This window comes from Pseudomonas aeruginosa (genome assembly GCF_001457615.1).
GTDB classification, from domain to species: Bacteria; Pseudomonadota; Gammaproteobacteria; order Pseudomonadales; family Pseudomonadaceae; genus Pseudomonas; species Pseudomonas aeruginosa.
In genome coordinates this window covers 3456648-3476244 of record NZ_LN831024.1, presented here as the reverse complement: position 1 = coordinate 3476244, position 19597 = coordinate 3456648, and the positions used below count along the sequence as shown (strand labels likewise).

10 protein-coding genes are annotated in these 19597 nt (G+C 68.4%); 4 read left to right on the top strand and 6 right to left on the bottom strand.

Features of this window, described 5'->3' with window-relative positions; genetic code table 11:
* Nucleotides 1-70: 70 nt before the first annotated feature.
* A complete protein-coding gene (locus AT700_RS15770) occupies nucleotides 71-862 on the bottom strand; it encodes an EcsC family protein (protein WP_003106675.1) in 792 nt (263 codons plus the stop codon).
* Between the two features lie 60 nt (nucleotides 863-922).
* On the bottom strand, nucleotides 923-1945 hold the full coding sequence (locus AT700_RS15765) for a transporter (RefSeq protein WP_003106674.1): 1023 nt from the start codon (nucleotides 1943-1945) through the stop codon (nucleotides 923-925).
* 500 nt (nucleotides 1946-2445) lie between these two features.
* On the opposite strand from AT700_RS15765, the gene AT700_RS15760 reads away from it, so the two are divergent.
* Genes AT700_RS15760 through AT700_RS15745 form a run of 4 tightly spaced genes read left to right on the top strand, consistent with a single transcriptional unit; the run spans nucleotide 2446 to nucleotide 15205 of the window.
* Nucleotides 2446-10590, top strand: a complete 8145-nt coding sequence (locus AT700_RS15760; RefSeq protein ID WP_048521138.1) for an Ig-like domain-containing protein — start codon at nucleotides 2446-2448, stop codon at nucleotides 10588-10590.
* Complete coding sequence (locus AT700_RS15755) at nucleotides 10590-11867, top strand: TolC family protein (RefSeq protein WP_003102743.1); 1278 nt, start codon at nucleotides 10590-10592, stop codon at nucleotides 11865-11867. Before AT700_RS15760 ends, AT700_RS15755 begins: the two co-directional genes overlap by 1 nt.
* Complete coding sequence (locus tag AT700_RS15750) at nucleotides 11857-14028, top strand: type I secretion system permease/ATPase (protein WP_048521137.1); 2172 nt, start codon at nucleotides 11857-11859, stop codon at nucleotides 14026-14028. Before AT700_RS15755 ends, AT700_RS15750 begins: the two co-directional genes overlap by 11 nt.
* Nucleotides 14018-15205, top strand: a complete 1188-nt coding sequence (locus tag AT700_RS15745) for an HlyD family efflux transporter periplasmic adaptor subunit (protein ID WP_003102741.1) — start codon at nucleotides 14018-14020, stop codon at nucleotides 15203-15205. Before AT700_RS15750 ends, AT700_RS15745 begins: the two co-directional genes overlap by 11 nt.
* A gap of 108 nt (nucleotides 15206-15313) precedes the next feature.
* Here AT700_RS15745 and AT700_RS15740 read toward each other — a convergent pair whose 3' ends face one another.
* The 4 genes from AT700_RS15740 to AT700_RS15725 all read right to left on the bottom strand — a co-directional run bounded on the left by AT700_RS15740 (nucleotide 15314) and on the right by AT700_RS15725 (nucleotide 19354).
* Entirely contained in the window at nucleotides 15314-15892 is a 579-nt protein-coding gene (locus tag AT700_RS15740) for an HD domain-containing protein (RefSeq protein WP_003102740.1), read from the bottom strand.
* Nucleotides 15893-15980: 88 nt separating this feature from the next.
* Nucleotides 15981-16535: a helix-turn-helix domain-containing protein gene (locus AT700_RS15735; protein WP_003088112.1), complete on the bottom strand. Its 555-nt coding sequence runs from the start codon at nucleotides 16533-16535 to the stop codon at nucleotides 15981-15983.
* A 157-nt stretch (nucleotides 16536-16692) separates the two neighbouring features.
* Nucleotides 16693-18888: a xanthine dehydrogenase family protein molybdopterin-binding subunit gene (locus tag AT700_RS15730; RefSeq protein ID WP_004349295.1), complete on the bottom strand. Its 2196-nt coding sequence runs from the start codon at nucleotides 18886-18888 to the stop codon at nucleotides 16693-16695.
* Nucleotides 18889-18892: 4 nt separating this feature from the next.
* On the bottom strand, nucleotides 18893-19354 hold the full coding sequence (locus AT700_RS15725; protein WP_003102736.1) for a (2Fe-2S)-binding protein: 462 nt from the start codon (nucleotides 19352-19354) through the stop codon (nucleotides 18893-18895).
* Nucleotides 19355-19597: the final 243 nt, after the last annotated feature.

The following is a 19597-nucleotide window of genomic DNA, read 5'->3' as shown; positions in this document are numbered from 1 at the left end:
ACGGCGCTGAACAGCTGGCGCGTCGCTGCCGCCGCGCCCGGCGCCAGGCTGACCGCGTGGGCCGGCATGCTCAGCCGCGCCGGGGCAGCAGGGCGTAGGCGTCGCGAACCACATCCTTGCCGTAGTGGCGTTCCAGGCGGCGGACGACGAAGTGACCGCGCGCCATGGCCTGGAAATGGTTCATGAACACCGTGTTGATCGCCGCGCCGCCGAGGGCACCGACGATGGGCACGATCTGCGCCGCAAGCTTTTCCGAATACTGCACGCCCAGGCGCTCGGCGACCTTGCGCACCAGGGCCAGGAGCATCGGCGCGGCCTTCTTGCTGCCGGCGTCCTTGCCGAGGAAGTCGGCAGCCGCCTTGACCTGCTGGGCCAGCGCCGTACGCACCGCGTAGTAGCCGGACTCCGACGCGTCGTCCGAGGCGGATTTGCCGCCGAGGGCGAAGACTTCGATACAGGCCATCAGGGTGTCCATGTCCCTGATCGACTCGCCCTCGCTGCGCGCGATGTCGGCGATGGAACGGAAGATGATGCCGGTGGTGACCGGCACCTCGACCAGCATCGCCAGCGGCCCGAAGAAGCCGCCGACGCCACCGGAAACGGCGGCGCCGAGGGTATGCAGGCGGTTCGCCGGTTGACCGCTGGCGTTTTCCTGGAGAGTGGCGGTGGCCGAGCGGGCGACTTTCAGCAGCGCTCCCTCGATCACCGAACCGAGCTTCTCGTTGACCTTCCGCGGCAGCTTCTTCAGGCCGTATTCGATCGGCGTGCCCAGCAGGCTGGTGAGTTGCGCGGTGAGTCCAGGGTTCTCCAGCAGGTTCTTGGCGGCCTGGAGTTGCTTGAGATCGGCGGGGGAAAGGCTCATGGAAGGTCCGGCTGACGGTGGTCGGTCAACCTAACCACTGTCCGCCGGCGTTGTCCACGCTCAATAGTCGCCGCGCTTGCGGAAGGCCCAGCGGCCGGCGAGGAAGGTGAAGCTGGCGACCAGCACGAGCATGATCCAGAAGCCTTCAGGATCGTCGGCGAAGGGAATCCCGCCGACGTTCATGCCGAAGAAGCCGGCGACGATGTTGATCGGCAGGGCCAGCACCGTGACCATGGTCAGGGTGAAGAGGATGCGGTTGTTCTGTTCGTTGAGCTTGGCCGCGATCTCTTCCTGCAGCAGCTTGATCCGTTCGCCCAGGGCGGTCAGGTCGCTGATCACCAGGGAGAACTCCTCGGTGGCTTCGCGCAACTCACGCAGGTCGGCATCCTGTAGCCATTCCGGCGGTCGGTTGAGCAGGCGCAGCAGCGAACCGGGCTCCAGCGCCAGCAGGCGTTGCAGGCGTACCAGCACGCGCCGCATGGCGCCGAGGTCGGCGCGGTTGGCGGAGAGGCGCAGGGCCAGTAGCTGGTCCTCGATGCGGTCCACTGCGACGCTGGTTTCGCGGACGATCTGGGTCAGCACGTCGCCCTGGTCGCGCAACAGGTGGATCAGCAACTGCAGGGGCGAACGGAAAGGTTCGCCGTGCTTCACCGAAGAGCGCAGCTTGTCCACCGAGCGCAGCGGTTGCGCTCGTGCACTGACCAGCAGCCGGCCACGGGCGCAGACCCACAGGGTGGCGACGTCCGAAGAGACCAGGCCGAAGTTGAAGACCACGTCGTTGACCACTGCCAGCAGCGCCGAGTCGACGTGTTCGATGCGCGTCGAGCGCGACCCCTCGCGCAGGCTTTCGAAGAAATAATCCGGCAGTTCCAGATGCTTCTTCATCCAGCGCTCGCAGGCGGCATGGGCGAGGTTCAGGTGCAGCCAGAGGAACTCGTCCGGCGCCTCCTCGCGAGCCTGCCGCAGGCAGGCGAGGGCGGTAGCCGAGTCGATTTCCCGCCCCGCTTCGCCGGGGCGGAAACGGAAACCGTAGATCAGGCCGAACAGGTCGGCGTCCTGGGGCGGGGAGATACCGTGATGCATGGTCGCTCGCGGGAGAGGATCGGTTGGATAACTTGGCATCGTGACGATGACGCTTTGATTGCAGGACGATGAAGGCCGCTTCGCGGGATGCCCGGCGATGCTTTCCGTTGGAACTGTCGGGGTCGTCTTGCCGTCGCCTCGCGCCGACGAACTACGAGGTGCCGGGAAGTGCTATTTCATTTCTCCCGGTTTTTTATGAAATACGCATCGTAGAGTTCTGATATTTGCCCGCTGGGTTATTTAGTCGATTTGCCGTGCCAGGTGATGGGGGTTGTTTATAAAGTATTATAACTTTTTGATTATATATTGTTTATCAATTAGATAGGCGTGTGATGGCTAAATGGCTGCATGTTTTCCAGGGGTTATCTAAATTGAATTTTTCATGGGGGTTTTCTTAGTCGTTATATATAAAGTCAGACTCGCCTTTTATTTAAAAGCTGCTATTTCTGGATTACATGGTGCGGCCGTTCGGTCGCTGCTTGACAAGAGGAATGTCGGAAATGTCGATCCAGGCGAAAGTTACCCCTATCGATCAGAGTATTTCTTCTGCGGCTGCCGTCGAGGTTCCGGAAAACGGGATACTCAAACTCTCCCAGAGCAGTAATGTCGCGCTCGATGTCGCACCGGAGTCGGTGGCGGGATACTCGAAGAGCGGTTCGGACCTGATCGTCCAACTGAAGACCGGGGAAAGCGTACGCATCGCCAACTTCTATGCGGAAGGCCAGCCTTCCAGCCAGCTGTTCCTGGCCGACAAGGATAAGCTGGTGGCGGTAGACCTGCCGCCGGTCGCCGCCGACGGGCCGCTGATGGCCGGCTACATCCCGCAGGAAAGCCTGGCCGGTTTCGAGTCGCTGACCGGCGCCGGTGTGCTCGGTGGCATGAGCGCAGGGACTGCGCTGCTGGTCGGTGCGGCGGCCATCGGCGCCGGGGTGGCGATTTCCAACAGCAGCGGTGGCGGTGGCGGCGGCGGTTCTTCGGTGCCCCCGGACACCACTCCGCCGAAGGCGGCCAGCGGCCTGAAGATAGCGCCTGACGGCAGCAGCATCAGCGGCCAGGCCGAGGCCGGCGCGAGCGTCGGCATCGATACCAATGGCGACGGCAAGCCGGACCTCACCGTGATCGCCGATGCCAACGGCAATTTCACCGCTCCGCTGAACCCGCCGCTGACCAATGGCCAGACGGTCACCGTGGTGGTCACTGACCCGGCTGGCAACGCCAGCCCGCCGGCCCAGGTCACCGCTCCGGACACTACCGCCCCGGCGCCGGCTACCGACGTGCAGGTGGCGCCGGACGGCAGCAGCGTCACCGGCAAGGCCGAACCCGGCTCGACGGTGGGCGTCGATACCGACGGCGACGGCCAGCCGGACACCACCGTGGTGGTCGGCCCCGGCGGCAGCTTCGAGGTTCCGCTGAACCCGCCGCTGACCAATGGCGAGACGGTGACGGTGATCGTTACCGACCCGGCCGGCAACAACAGCACCCCGGTGACCGTCGAGGCGCCGGACACCACAGCCCCGGCGCCGGCCACCGACGTGCAGGTGGCGCCGGACGGCAGCAGCGTCACCGGCAACGCAGAGCCGGGCGCCACCGTCGGTGTCGACACCGATGGCGACGGCCAGCCGGACACCACCGTGGTGGTCGGCCCCGGCGGCAGCTTCGAGGTCCCGCTGAACCCGCCGCTGACCAATGGCGAGACGGTGACGGTGATCGTTACCGACCCGGCCGGCAACAGCAGCACCCCGGTCACCGCCGAAGCTCCCGACTTCCCCGACGCGCCCCAGGTCAATGCCAGCAACGGCAGCGTCCTCAGCGGTACGGCGGAAGCGGGCGTGACCATCGTGATCACCGACGGCAACGGCAATCCGATCGGCCAGACCAGCGCCGATGCCAACGGCAACTGGAGCTTCACCCCCGGTAGCCAACTGCCGGATGGCACCGTGGTCAATGTGGTGGCCAGGGACGCCGCCGGCAACAGCAGCCCGGCGACCTCCATCACCGTCGACGGCGTGGCGCCGAACGCGCCGGTGGTCGAGCCGAGCAACGGCAGCGAACTCAGCGGGACTGCCGAACCGGGCAGCAGCGTGACCCTGACCGACGGCAATGGCAATCCGATCGGCCAGACCACCGCCGATGCCAACGGCAACTGGTCTTTCACGCCGTCCACCCCGCTGCCGGACGGTACCGTGGTCAACGTGGTGGCCAGGGATGCCGCCGGCAACAGCAGTCCGCCGGCCAGCGTTACCGTGGATGCCGTCGCGCCGGCCACGCCCACCGTCGATCCGAGCAACGGTACGACCCTCAGCGGCACCGCCGAGCCGGGCGCTACCGTGACCCTGACCGACGGCAACGGCAATCCGATTGGCCAGGTCACCGCCGACGGCAGCGGCAACTGGACCTTCACCCCGAGCACGCCGTTGCCCAACGGCACGGTGGTCAACGCCACGGCTACCGACCCGTCCGGCAACGCCAGTTCGCCGGCCAGCGTCACCGTGGACGCCGTGGCACCGGCCACGCCAGTGGTCAACCCGAGCAACGGCACCACGCTCAGCGGTACCGCCGAGCCGGGCGCTACCGTGACCCTGACCGACGGCAACGGCAACCCGATAGGGCAGGTCACCGCCGACGGCAGCGGCAACTGGAGCTTCACTCCGACCACGCCGTTGCCCAACGGCACCGTGGTCAACGCCACGGCCACCGACGCCTCCGGCAACACCAGTGCGGGCAGCAGTGTCACCGTGGACTCGGTAGCCCCGGCCACGCCAGTGATCAACCCCAGCAACGGCACCACGCTCAGCGGCACCGCCGAGCCGGGCAGCAGCGTGACTCTGACCGATGGCAACGGCAACCCGATCGGGCAGGTCACCGCCGACGGCAGCGGCAACTGGAGCTTCACCCCGTCCACGCCGCTGGCGGATGGAACCGTGGTCAACGCCACGGCCACCGATCCGGCGGGCAACACCAGCGGCCAGGGCAGCACCACCGTCGATGGCGTGGCGCCGACCACGCCGACCGTCAACCTGAGCAACGGCAGCAGCCTCAGCGGCACTGCGGAACCGGGTAGCACGGTGATCCTCACCGACGGCAACGGCAATCCGATCGCCGAGGTCACCGCCGACGGCAGCGGCAACTGGACCTACACCCCGTCCACGCCGATCGCCAACGGCACCGTGGTCAACGTGGTGGCCCAGGACGCCGCCGGCAATAGCAGCCCGGGCGCCAGCGTCACCGTGGACTCGCAAGCCCCGGCGGCGCCGGTGCTCAACCCGAGCAACGGCACCACGCTCAGCGGCACCGCCGAGCCGGGCGCTACCGTGACCCTGACCGACGGCAACGGCAACCCGATAGGCCAGGTCACCGCCGACGGCAGTGGCAACTGGAGCTTCACGCCGGGCACGCCGCTGGCCAACGGCACCGTGGTCAACGCCACGGCCAGCGACCCGACCGGCAATACCAGCGCTCCGGCCAGCACCACCGTGGACTCGGTGGCGCCGGCCGCGCCGGTGGTCAATCCGAGCAACGGCGCGGAGATCAGCGGCACCGCCGAACCGGGCGCCACGGTGACCCTGACCGATGGCAGCGGCAATCCCATCGGGCAGGTCACTGCCGACGGCAGCGGCAACTGGAGCTTCACCCCGTCCACGCCGCTGGCGGATGGAACAGTGGTCAACGCCACCGCTACCGACCCGGCCGGCAATACCGGCGGCCAGGGCAGCACCACCGTGGACGCCATCGCGCCGGCCACGCCGACCGTCAACCTGAGCAATGGCAGCAGCCTCAGCGGCACCGCCGAGCCGGGCAGCACGGTGATCCTCACCGACGGCAACGGCAATCCGATCGCCGAGGTCACCGCCGACGGCAGCGGCAACTGGACCTACACCCCGTCCACGCCGATCGCCAACGGTACTGTGGTCAACGTGGTGGCCGAGGACGCCGCCGGTAACAGCAGCCCGCCGGCGACGGTGACCGTCGATTCCAGCGCGCCGCCGGCGCCGGTGATCAACCCGAGCAACGGCGTCGTCATCAGCGGCACCGCCGAGGCCGGTGCCACCGTGACCCTCACCGATGCCGGCGGCAACCCGATAGGGCAGGTCACCGCCGACGGCAGCGGCAACTGGAGCTTCACGCCGGGCACGCCGCTGGCCAACGGCACGGTGATCGTCGCCACGGCCACCGACCCGACCGGCAATACCGGCCCGCAGGCCGCCACCACGGTGGACGCGGTGGCGCCGCCGGCGCCGGTGATCGATCCGAGCAACGGCACGACCATCAGCGGCACCGCGGAGGCCGGGGCCAAGGTGATCCTCACCGACGGCAACGGCAACCCGATCGGCGAAACCACCGCCGACGGCAGCGGCAACTGGACCTTCACGCCCGCCACGCCGCTGGCCAACGGCACGGTGGTCAACGCCGTGGCCCAGGACCCTGCGGGCAATACCGGCCCGCAGGGCAGCACTACCGTGGACGCGGTGGCGCCGAACACGCCTGTGGTCAATCCGAGCAACGGCAACCTGCTCAACGGTACCGCCGAGCCGGGCAGCACCGTGACCTTGACCGACGGCAACGGCAACCCGATCGGCCAGACCACCGCCGATGGCAGCGGCAACTGGAGCTTCACGCCCGGCTCGCAACTACCCAACGGCACCGTGGTCAACGTGACCGCGAGCGACGCCGCCGGCAATACCAGCGCTCCCGCTACCACGACGGTGGATTCCTCGCTGCCGTCGATCCCGCAGGTGGATCCGAGCAACGGTTCGGTGATCAGCGGCACCGCGGACGCCGGCAACACCATCATCATCACCGATGGCAACGGCAACCCGATTGGCCAGGTCACCGCCGACGGCAGCGGCAACTGGTCCTTCACTCCAGGCATCCCGCTGCCGGATGGCACGGTGGTCAACGTGGTGGCGCGCAGCCCAAGCAATGTCGACAGTGCGCCGGCGGTGATCACGGTGGATGGCGTGGCCCCGGCGGCGCCGGTGATCGATCCGAGCAACGGCACCGAGATAAGCGGTACCGCGGAGGCTGGCGCGACGGTGATCCTCACCGATGGCGGAGGCAACCCGATTGGCCAGGCTACCGCCGACGGCAGCGGCAACTGGACGTTCACCCCGGGCACCCCGCTGGCCAACGGCACCGTGATCAACGCCGTGGCCCAGGACCCGGCCGGCAACACCAGCGGTCCGGCCAGCGTCACCGTCGATGCCATCGCCCCGCCGGCGCCGGTGATCGATCCGAGCAACGGAGTCGTCATCAGCGGTACGGCGGAAGCCGGGGCCACGGTGATCCTCACCGACGGCAACGGCAACCCGATCGGCCAGGTCACCGCCGACGGCAGCGGCAACTGGGCCTTCACGCCCGCTACGCCGTTGGCCAATGGCACGGTGATCAATGCGCTGGCCCAGGACGCCGCCGGCAACAACAGCAGTCCCACCAGCGCCACCGTCGACTCGCTGGCGCCAGCAGCCCCGGTGATCGATCCGAGCAACGGTAGCGTGATCGCCGGTACCGCCGAGGCTGGTGCCACGGTGATCCTCACCGACGGCAACGGCAACCCGATCGGCCAGGTCACCGCCGATGGCAGCGGCAACTGGAGCTTCACGCCCGGCACGCCGCTGGCCAATGGCACGGTGGTCAATGCGGTGGCCCAGGACGCTGCCGGCAACACCAGCGGCCCGGCCAGCACCACGGTGGACTCGGTGGCGCCGGCCGCGCCGGTGATCGACCCGAGCAACGGCAGCGTGATCGCCGGTACCGCGGAAGCCGGTGCGACGGTGATCCTCACCGATGGCGGCGGCAACCCGATCGGCCAGGCCACCGCCGACGGCAGCGGCAACTGGACGTTCACCCCGAGCACCCCGCTGGCCAACGGCACCGTGATCAACGCCGTGGCCCAGGACCCGGCCGGCAATACCAGCGGTCCGGCCAGCGTCACCGTCGATGCCATCGCCCCGCCGGCGCCGGTGATCAATCCGAGCAATGGAGTCGTCATCAGCGGTACGGCGGAAGCCGGGGCCACGGTGATCCTCACCGACGGCAACGGCAACCCGATCGGCCAGGTCACCGCCGACGGCAGCGGCAACTGGAGCTTCACGCCCGGCACGCCGCTGGCCAACGGCTCGGTGATCAATGCGCTGGCCCAGGACGCCGCCGGCAACACCAGCGGCCCGGCCAGCACCACGGTGGACTCGGTAGCCCCGGCCACCCCGGTGCTCGATCCGAGCAACGGTACGGTGATCAGCGGTACCGCCGAAGCCGGGGCCACGGTGATCCTCACCGACGGCGGCGGCAACCCGATAGGGCAGGCCACCGCCGATGGCAGCGGCAACTGGAGCTTCACTCCGGGCACACCGCTGACCAACGGCACGGTGATCAATGCGGTGGCCCAGGACGCCGCCGGCAACACCAGCGGTCCGGTCAGCACCACGGTGGACGCGGTGGCCCCGGCCACCCCGGTGATCGACCCGAGCAATGGTGTCGAACTCAGCGGCACCGCCGAACCCGGCGTCCGGGTGATCCTCACCGATGGCAATGGCAACCCGATCGGCCAGACCCTCGCCGACGGTAGCGGCAACTGGACCTTCACACCGGGCACGCCGCTGGTCAACGGCACGGTGGTCAACGCCGTGGCCCAGGACCCGGCCGGCAATACCAGCGGTCCGGCCAGCACCACGGTGGATACGGTGGCGCCGGCCACGCCGGTGATCAATGCCAGCAACGGCAGCGTGATCACCGGCACCGCCGAGGTCGGCGCCAAAGTGATCCTCACCGACGGCAACGGCAACCCGATCGGCGAGACCACCGCCGACGGCAGTGGCAACTGGACCTTCACCCCCGGCACGCCGCTGGCCAACGGTACGGTGATCAACGCCGTCGCCGAAGACGCCGCGGGCAACGCCAGCGGTCCGGCCAGCACCACGGTGGACTCGGTGGCGCCGTCCGCTCCGCTGCTGAGCATCAGCGCCGACGGCGCGCTGCTGACCGGCACCGCCGAGCCGAACAGTCAGGTGCGTATCGTGGTCAACGGCGACACCGCCAACCCGATCACGGTCACCGTCGACGGCGCCGGCAACTTCAGCCTGCCGTTCGCGCCGCCGCTGATCACCGGCGAACTGATCGCCGGGGTTGCCGTGGACGCCGCCGGCAACGTCAGCGGGCCGGCCACCATCAACGCGCCGGACCTGGCGCCGCCGACCATCAGCGTGCCGGAAGCCGCCGATACCTGGATCAACGCCGCGGAGATCGGCGACGGCATCCAGGTCGATGTGACGGTCCGTCCGACCATGCAGGTCGGCCAGGTGGTCACGGTCAAGTTCGCCGGGCAGAACGGCTACGAGGCCGAGGTCAGCCATACCCTCACCGCCGGCGACATCGCCGCCGGCAACCTGACCCTGACCCTGACGCCTCCCGGCGGCATGGGCCCGTTCCCGGAGGGCGCCTCGACCGTCACCGCCGACATCAACGGCGGCACCGCGTCGACCCCGGTGCCGTTCACCATCGACACCATTCCGCCGGCGACCCCGGTGCTGTCCTTGGTCGGCAACATCCTGACCATCTCGGCGGAGCCAGGGACCGAGTTGACGGTGACCGTCGACGTCGGCGGGGTGACCGCCACCGCCACGGTGACCGCCGACAACAGCGGGCTGGCGTCGCTGAACCTGCTCACCGACCTGGACATCGACTTCAGTTGGGACCAGTTGCTCAATGCCCAGGTGTCGGTGGTCGGACGCGACCCGGCCGGCAACCCGAGCAACACGGCGAGCATCGGCGTCGGCACCAGCATCGAGCAACCGGTGACCATCGGCAACTTCGGCCTCGACGTCAGCCTCAACCCGCTGAACCCGCGTTTCGGTTTCAGCGGAACCACCGAGCCTGACTCCAGCGTGGTGATCCGGGTCATCACCCCGGCGTTGAACGTCGAATTGCTGCCGATCCAGGCGGATTCGTCCGGAAACTTCTCGCTGAACCTGCTGAGCCCGACCATCCTCACCCAGTTGGGGCTGAACATCACCGACATCCTCAACCTCGGCTCGCAGATCTCGTTCAACCTGGTGTCCACCGACTCCAATGGCAACGACAGCGCCGCCTACGGGATCACCCTGACCCCCAACGGACTGTCGCTCAATATCGGCCAGATCGATGTCAACGGTACTTCCGGCGACGACGTGCTGTCCGGCGCCAACGGCAGTTCGGAGCACATCAACGGCGGCGACGGCAGCGACCTGATCTTCAACGTGGGCACCGGCGATCACGTGGTGGCCGGCAACGGCAACGACACCATCCAGATCACCGCGACCGATTTCGTCAGCATCGATGGCGGCGCCGGGTTCGACACCCTGGTCCTGGCCAACGGCATCGACCTCGACTACAACGCCGTCGGCGTCGGCACGCTCAGCAACCTCGAGCGCATCGACCTCGGCAAGGGCGATTCGGGTAGCGTGCTGACCCTGACCGCGGCGGAGGTGGATGCCATCACCGATGCCAACAACACGTTGCAGATCACCGGCGAGAACAACGACACCCTGAACGTGGTGGGCGCGGTGAATACCGGTACCACGCAACTGATCAACGGCATTACCTACGACGTCTACACCTTCGGCAGTACCACCCTGCTGATCGAGGACAACACGGTACAGGTCGTGGTCTGATGCGCGGGCGCAGGCAGTACGCGCGCAAGGGACGGCGGCATGGGAAGGGAGCCATCTGGCTCCTTTCCCTGGGTCTGCCGATGTTCGCGTCGGCCATGCCCCTCGACCAGGCGGTCAGGGCAGGGCTGGCGATCCACCCGGAAGTACGATCCGCGATGGCCGAAGCGGACCGTGCAGGCACCGAGGTGGAGATGGCCAAAGGGGGGTACTACCCCTCCGTGACGATGTCCGGGGGGCCGCAGGAGTTCGACTTCGGCGAGATCGTCTACGATCTCACCGCGTCGCAGATGCTGTACGACTGGGGTCGGGTGACGAGCAAGGTCGACAGCGCCAGCGCGACCCAGCGCAAGCTGTCCGAGGCGGTGCTGGTGGCGCGCGACGATGCGGCGCTGGATATCGTCGAGACCTACCTCGATGTGCTTGCCTCGGAGCGCCGGGTGGAGGCGGTGCGCGAACACATCCAGCGCCTCGACGGCATCCGCGAGATGACCCAGGCGCGCGGCGGCGACGGCTACGCCGACCGCAGCGAGCTGGATCGCGCCAATCTGGAACTGTCGCGGGCCCAGGAGCAGTTGTCGCTGGAGAAGGGCAACCTGCAGGACGCGCGCAACCAGTACGCGATCCTGGTCGGCCAGGAGCCCGCCGACCTGGTGGAGCCCGAGCCGATGTCGCTGCAACGCTACCTGGCGGCCAGCGATATGGCGCGGGTGATCCGCGAATCGCCTTTGCAGCGCAAGGCCCTGGAGGACGCCAATGTCGCCGAGGCCGAGGTCCGCGAGGCCAAGGCGTCGCTGCTGCCGCAACTGAACCTGGAGGCCAGCGCGCTGCGCCGGGAGATCGGCGGGCATCCGGAAAGCGACTCGGTGGTATCCCTGCGCTTCCGCATGGACACCTTCCAGGGGCTTTCCAACTTCCGCCGGCCGACCGCCGCGCAGCAGCGCCTGGAGTCGGCGAAATGGAGCGCCGACGCGATGCAGCGCGACATCCGCCGGCAACTGCAGAACCTCTTCGACAACGGCGACACGCTGCGCTGGCGGGAACAGTCGCTGACCCAGCAGGTGACCGAGTCGGAGCAGGTCGGCGAGTTGTATCGCGAACAGTTCGAGGTTGGCCGGCGCGACGTGATCGACCTGCTCAACGTGCAGCGCGAGCGGTTCGAGGCAGAGCGGCAACTGATCAACCTGCGGATCGAACGCAAGCGCATCGAGTATCGGGCGGCCGCGCAAGTCGGCCTGTTGGGTCCGCTATTGGAGAACCGGCTGAATCATGGAAGCTGAGAAAACCCCGGATAACGTCGTGATCCTCAACCACGACCCCATCGTCGACCCGTTGCGCCAGGGCTTGTTGCTGCTCTGCCGGCAGCTTGGCCGACCGCTCGGCGACGCCGAACTGGTGGACGGCATGTCGCTGGAGCACGGTCGCCTGCCGTTGCACCTGGTGGCCCGCGCGTTGCGCCGCGCCGACATCACCGCCCAGGTCACCCGCCAGCCGTTGCGCCGGATCGATCGCTACCTGCTGCCGGCCCTGCTGCTGCTCGACGACGGCCGCGCCCTGGTGCTGGTGGGCAACGACGGCGAGCACGCCGAGGTGCTGGTACCGCAGAGCGACGGCGGAAGCCAGAGGATGCCGCTGGCCGAGCTGGAAGCGCTGTACAGCGGCACGGCGGTCTTCGCCAAGTGCCGCTACCGCCCGGACGGGCGGGTCGGCGACTACGCCAGCGCCTTGCCCGAACACTGGTTCTTCGGCCCGCTCAAGCGGCTCTGGCGTTCCTACGCCGAGGTCACCGCCGCGGCGTTGGTGGCCAACGTCCTGGCGGTCGCCTCGGCACTGTTCGCCATGCAGGTCTACGACCGCGTGGTGCCCAACGCGGCGTTCGACACCCTGTGGATCCTCGCCAGCGGCGTGGCCCTGGCGATCGTCCTCGACGGTGTCCTGCGGATCATGCGCGGCCACCTGCTCAACGTGCTCGGCAAGCGCCTCGACCTGCAACTCTCGACCCTGCTGTTCTCCCGCGTGCTGAGCACCCGGGTCGCCGCCAAGCCGGCGTCGATGGGCGCCTTCAGTACCCAGGTGCGGGAGTTCGAGTCGGTGCGCGAGTTCTTTACCTCGTCCAGCGCGGCGCTGATCAGCGACCTGCCGTTCGTGGCGATCTTCCTGCTGATCATCGCCGTGATCGGCGGCCATGTGGTCTGGGTGCCGCTGGTGGCCTGCGTGCTGATGATCCTGCCGGGGCTGCTGACCCAGCGCCTGCTCGGCCACCTGTCGCGGCAGAACCTGCGCGAAGGGGCGATGAAGAACGGCGTGCTGCTGGAAGCCTTCGAGCACCTGGAGACGGTCAAGGCGACCCGCGCCGAAGGCCGCTGCCTGCACCAGTGGGAAACCCTGACCGGCGAACTGGCCGGTACGGCGATGAAGACCCATACCCTGGCCTCGACCCTGAGCTACTCGGCGAGCATCGTCCAGCAGCTCTGCTACGTCGGCGTGGTGGTCTTCGGCGTCTATCGGATCAGCGAGGGCGCGATGACCGTCGGCGGCCTGGTGGCCTGCTCGATCCTCGCCTCGCGGGCCATCGCACCGCTGTCGCAGGCGGCCGGCATCCTCGGTCGCTGGCAGCACACCAAGGTGGCGATGGAAGGCCTCGACCAACTGATGAGCGCCGAGCAGGAGCGACCCCAGGGCAAGCGCTTCGTGCACAAGGAGCGCCTGCAGGGGCATTACCGCCTGGAGGGCGTGCGCCTGGCCCACGGCGACAGCCCGCCGGTGGTCGACGTGCAGGCCCTGAACATCCGCGCCGGCGAGCGGGTGGCGCTGCTCGGCGGCAACGGCGCCGGCAAGTCGACCCTGCTGCGCCTGCTCAGCGGCCTGCTCGACGCGCAGGCGGGACGCCTGCTGCTGGACGACGTCAGCCTGACCCAGATCGACCCGGCCGACCGCCAGCGCGGTATCGGCTACCTGCCGCAGGACGTGGCGCTGTTCCATGGCAGCCTGCGCGACAACCTCAACCTGGAGAACGCCGCGCTGGGCGACGAGGAACTGCTGGAGACCCTCGACGGGGTCGGCCTGGGCGCTTTCGTCCGCGGCCACCCGCTGGGGCTGGACATGCCGATCCAGGGCAACGCCAGCCTGTCCGGCGGCCAGCGCCAGGCCGTCGGGCTGGCCCGGGTGCTGCTACAGGACCCTCCGATCCTGCTGCTCGACGAGCCGACCGCGGCCTTCGACCAGGGCAGCGAGAAACAGGTCATCGACTACCTGCAGCAATGGTTGGGCAAGCGCACCCTGGTCATCACCACCCACAAGAAAAGCATGCTCGCCCTGGTCGAGCGTGCGGTGGTCCTGCGCCAGGGCAGGGTGATCATGGACGGCCCGCTGGAGCAGGTGGTGCAGGGCAACCAGGTACAGGCACCGCAGGCCGCCGAAGGAGGCAACCATGGACTCTGACCGCGACGCCGCCGCCCTGCGCCGGCAACTGGCCGACCCGTTGCTGGCGGCTACCCACCCGGTCTACCGGCCGCTGCTCTGGACCCTGCTCGGTTGCGTGCTGCTGTTCATCGGCTGGGCGGCCTGGGCGCAACTGGACGAGGTGACCCGCGGCGACGGTCGGGTCGTGCCGTTCAGCCGCATCCAGAAGATCCAGAGCCTGGAGGGCGGCATCCTCGACCGCCTGCTGGTGAAGGAGGGCGACCTGGTGGAAGTCGGCCAGCCGCTGGTGCGCCTCGACGAGACGCGCTTCCTCACCAACTTCCAGGAGTCGGCGAACCAGGCCAGCGTGCTGCGCGCGGCCATTGCCCGGCTCGACGCCGAGGTGCTAGGCAAGAAGAGCATCGAGTTCCCGCCGGACGTCGATCCCGAGGGGCCGCTGGCGCGTTCCGAACGCGAGCTGTTCAAGTCGCGCCGCGACAAACTGGTGGAGGGCACCCAGGCGATCCAGCGGCAGATTCACCTGGCGCAGAGCCAGCTCGACCTGGTTCGCCCGCTGGTGGCCAAGCGTGCGGTGAGCCAGATGGAGGCGCTCAAGCTGAGCCAGGACATCGCCACCCTCAGCGGCAAGCTGACCGAGCTGAAAAGCACCTATTTCCAGGATGCCTATACCGAGCGCGCACAGCGCAAGGCCGATCTCAGCGCCCTGGAACCGATCGTCCAGCAGCGCCAGGACCAGTTGCGCCGCACCGAGATCCTGTCGCCAGTGCGCGGGCGGGTGAACACCGTGCTGATCAACACCCGCGGCGGGGTGATCCAGCCCGGCGAGCCGATCATGGAAGTGATCCCGGTAGAGGAGCGTCTGCTGGTGGAGGCGAAGATCAAGCCGCGCGACGTGGCCTTCCTGGTTCCCGGCATGCCGGCCAAGGTGAAGATCACCGCCTACGACTACACCATCTACGGCGACCTCAAGGGCACCCTGGAGCAGATCAGTGCCGACACCATCGAGGAGGACACCCCGCATGGCAAGGAGTCCTACTACCAGGTGCTGATCAAGACCGATGGCAGCCAGTTGAAGCGCGGCGAGGAGGTATTGCCGATCATTCCGGGGATGGTCGCCGAGGTGGACATCCTCAGCGGCAAGCGCAGCGTGCTCAACTACCTGCTGCGGCCGCTGATCAAGGCGCGCCTTTACTGAGGCGTGCAGGACAGGCCCCGGTCGGTGGAAACGTGCCAGCCGCTTCCCTGTAGTCATGGCGAGCTACGTAGGCGGTGGTGCTGGTAACGCTGCCCGGGCGGGCGCACGCTAGGCGTCGCGCCGAGCTGCGAGGCGCTGTCGGGTCCTGGCGTCGAGTAGCTCGCGCAGGGTCTTGAACAGCGGTGCGCGGTCGGTATAGCGACGGCCGTAGTCGAGGTTGAAGGCATAGTCGAAGTCCGCCGGATTGTCGCCCTGGGTGTGCTGGAGCAGGGTTTCCAGCTTGTCCAGGGCCTTCACTGCCAGGGCTTCGGCGGACTCGCCGCGCTCGTATTCGTCCCACAGGGCGAGCAGGCGGTCGCGCAGCGGCGCGTCGAGGTGACGGGTCAGCTGCAACAGGTCGGCGCGTTCCTGTTCGCCTTTGTCCGGGTGCGCGGCCTGCTCGACGGCGGGGATGTCGCCGTGGATCGCTTCGCCGAGGTCGTGGACCACGCACATGCGCAGGACCTTGCCGAGGTCCAGGCCGGCCAGTTGGTCCTCGAAGGCCAGTGCCATCAGGCACAGCCGCCAGCTATGTTCGGCGGTGCTTTCCGGGCGGCCGGAGGAGGTGTGCGCGGAGCGCAGGACGTCTTTCAGGCGTTCGGCTTCGCGGAGGAATTCGAGGCGGTTGCTCAGCAGTTCGAGGGACATGGCGCGGGCTCCGCTACCGGTGAAACGAGCCTGCAAGCCTAGGCGCGGCGGTGCTGAAGGTCCATGGATAAAATATCCGCGGCGACGTTCAGAGGGTTTCCACCAGGCGCACCGCGCGTCCGTCCGAGAGGGTCATGCGGGTCCAGCGGCAACGGCTGCGCCGGATCGGCACGATGGCCGAGGCGTTCGCTCCGCTGGCGAACTCCAGCGCCGGCGGTGCCAGCAGTTCGCGCCAGCCGAGTTCCTCGAGGGTGGCTTCCTGGCGGAGGATTTCCTCGCTGCAATAGGGCCACAGCGAACGGTCGAGCAGTTCGCCGAGAGGCACGCCGAATTGCGCGGCGCGTGCCGGCGAACAGGCCAACAGGCGATGGGTGAGGTCGCAGATCAGGTGCACGGGTTGCGGGTTGGCCTCGACCAGGCGGGCCAGTGCCTGGTCGGCGGCGGCTTCCAGGCGGGCGCCGAGCAGACGCTCCAGGCGTGCCCGTTCCTCCACCAGCAGCGCCTGGGTACCGGACTCCCAGCGCGAGATGGTCGATTGCGCCACGCCGAGCAATTCGGCGGCATGCGTTTGCTTGACCCGGTGCAGCAGGCGCCAGCGACGCAGGGCGGGGCCCAGGGACGAAGAAGGGAGAGGCTCGGTCATGCTTGGCTACGCGGGCGAATGGACGCTGAAGTCTGCGCCCGACGCCGGGCGGAGGCAAATCGGCGCGACACCGGGGGGACCCGTATGGTCGGCGGCGATCCTCGGAGGGCCGCCCGCGCCGCGCCGGCAGCCGTGGAGCTGCCGGCGGGCGTCTCGCTCAGGCCTTGGCGAAGGAGGTGGGGAAGGGCAGGTTGTACAGGCGTTGCCCGGTGGCGGCGAAGATCGCATTGGCCAGCGCCGGGCCGATGGGCGCCACACCGGGTTCGCCGACCCCGGTGGGCGCTTCGCCGGAGGGCACGATGTGCACTTCGACCTTGGGCATCTCGGCGATCCGCAGCACCTGGTAGCCGTCGAAGTTGTTCTGCTCGACCTTGCCGTCCTTCAGGGTGATCGCGCTGTGCAGGATCGCGCCGAGGCCGAAGCCGATGCCGCCCTCCATCTGCGCGGCGATCACGTCCGGGTTGATCGGGATGCCACAGTCCACCGCACAGACCACCCGCTCGACCTTCAGCTTGCCGTCCTTGTCCACCGAGACCTCGACCACCTGGGCGACGAAGGTCTTGAATGCCTCGGTCACCGCGATCCCGCGCCCGCGCCCGGCGGGCAGCGGCCTGGACGGGTCCCAGCCGGCCTTTTCCGCAGCCAGTTCGAGCACGCCGCGCAGGCGCGGCTGCTCTGCCAGCAGGTCGCGGCGGAACAGGTAGGGGTCCTTGCCGGCGGCCTGCGCCGCCTCGTCGATGAACGCCTCCACCGCGTAGACCGTGTGCGAGCTGCCGACCACCCGCCACCACAGGACCGGCACGCCGACCTGGGTGGTGCTCAGCTCGACCGAGACATTGGGCACCGCATAGGGCAGGTTGGCGGCGCCTTCCACCGAGGTGGCGTCGATGCCGTCCTTGACCATCACCGCGGCGAACGGCGTGCCTTCCAGGATCGACTGGCCGACGATGCGATGTTGCCAGCCGACCAGCTTGCCGTCGGCGTCGAGCCCGGCTTCGAGCCGGTGGTAGTACATCGGCCGGTAGAAACCGCCGTGGATGTCGTCCTCGCGGGTCCATTGCAGCTTCACCGGCACGCCGTTGGCGCCCAGCGCCTTGGCGATCGATACCGCCTCGACGATATAGTCCGACCAGGCGTTGGCGCGCCGGCCGAAGCTGCCGCCGGCGTAGAGCGTATTGATCTTCACCTGCTCCGGCTTCAGCCCGGCGGTGCGCGCCGCGTTGCCCTGGTCGACGGTCTGGAACTGGTCGCCGGCCCAGATCTCGCAGCTGTCGGCGGTCAGCCTGACCACCGCGTCCAGCGGCTCCATCGGCGCATGGGCGAGGAACGGGAACTCGTAGCTGGCGGCGATCCTGCGGGTCGCCCCGGCCACCGCCTTGGCGGCGTCGCCGTCCCTGCGCGCGGGCTTGCCGGGTTGCTCGGCGAGCTTGCGGTACTCCGCCATCAGCGCCTCGGAACCACGCTTCTCGGCCTTGCTCTCGTCCCACTCGACCTTGAGCGCGTCGCGGCCTTGCTTCGCCGCCCAGAAGCCCTTGGCGACCACCGCCACGCCGTGCGGCACCTGGACCACCTCGACCACCCCCGGAATCGCCCTGGTCGCCGTGGCGTCGAACGATTTCACCGTGGCGCCGAACAGCGGCGGGCGCTGGAGCAGGGCGACCAGCATGCCGGGCAGGCTGACGTCGAGGGTGAATTGCGCACTGCCGTCGGTCTTGCCGGGAACGTCGACGCGCGGCGCCTGGTGACCGATCAGGCGGAAGTCCTTGGGATCCTTCAATTGCACTTTTTCCGGCACCGGCAGTTCCGCCGCCGCAGCGGCCAGCGAACCGTAGCTGGCCTTGCGCTGGCTGGCCGGATGTTCGACGAAGCCGTCGCGGGTGCGCAGTTCGGTGGCCGGCACTCGCCACTGGCGGGCGGCGGCCTCGACCAGCATCGCGCGCGCCTTGGCCCCGGCCTCGCGCAATTGCATCCAGGAGTTGGCCATCGCCGAACTGCCGCCGGTGCCCTGCATGGTGCCGAAGGCCAGGTTGGCGTAGCGCTTGGCGTCGGCGGGCGCGCTTTCCACGCGGACCTTGCTCCAGTCCGCGTCGAGTTCCTCGGCGACGATGGTGGCGATACCGGTATAGGCACCCTGGCCCATCTCCACGTGCTTGGCGATCACCGTGACACTGTCGTCCGGAGCGATCCGCAGGAAGGCGTTGGGCGCGAAGCCGGCGTCCGGCAGGGCCGCGGCGAGGGCACGCCGGGCTCCGCTCCACTGGAAGCCGATGGTCAGGCCGACCACCGCGGCGCCTTTGAGGAAGCCGCGGCGCGAGCCGGGCAGGGCGTTGCTCAGATCGATCTTGCTGTTCATGGCGTCAGGCCTTCAGGGTGTCGGCGGCTTCGTGGATGGCGGCGCGGATCCGCACATAGGCGGCGCAGCGGCAGATGTTGCCGTTCATCGCGGCATCGATGTCGGCGTCGCTGGGGCTGGCGTTCTGCTCCAGCAGCGCGGTGGCGGACATGATCTGGCCGGACTGGCAGTAGCCGCACTGCGGTACCTGGAGCTTGACCCAGGCGTCCTGCACGGCCTTGCCGGGCTTGCTCTGGATACCCTCGATGGTGGTGACGCGCTTGCCGGCGACCGCGGAGACCGGCAGCACGCAGGAACGTACCGCGGTGCCGTCCAGCTGCACGGTGCAGGCACCGCACTGGGCCATGCCGCAGCCGAACTTGGTGCCGTGCAGGCCGGCGCTTTCCCGGATGGCCCAGAGCAGGGGCATGTTGGGATCGACGTCGAGGGTGACGTTCTTGCCGTTCAGGACGAGCGAGGTGGGCATGCTGATTCTCCACGGAAAGGCCCGGGCAGGGCGTTATCTCTTATCAGGCAGGGATGCATCGGGCGAAGTGTGCGCGAAGGACGAAACGGACGCCTTGCACGATCCTGCGAAAGTCTAGATCAATCCTGCCGAGCGTCCCGGCGGGCACGGCGCGGAAACGCGGCGAAACAACTCCGTCGGCGCAGGCGTTCACCCGGCATCGGCAACGCGCTAGGATCGCTGCCGTCGGTGACTGACGCCCGC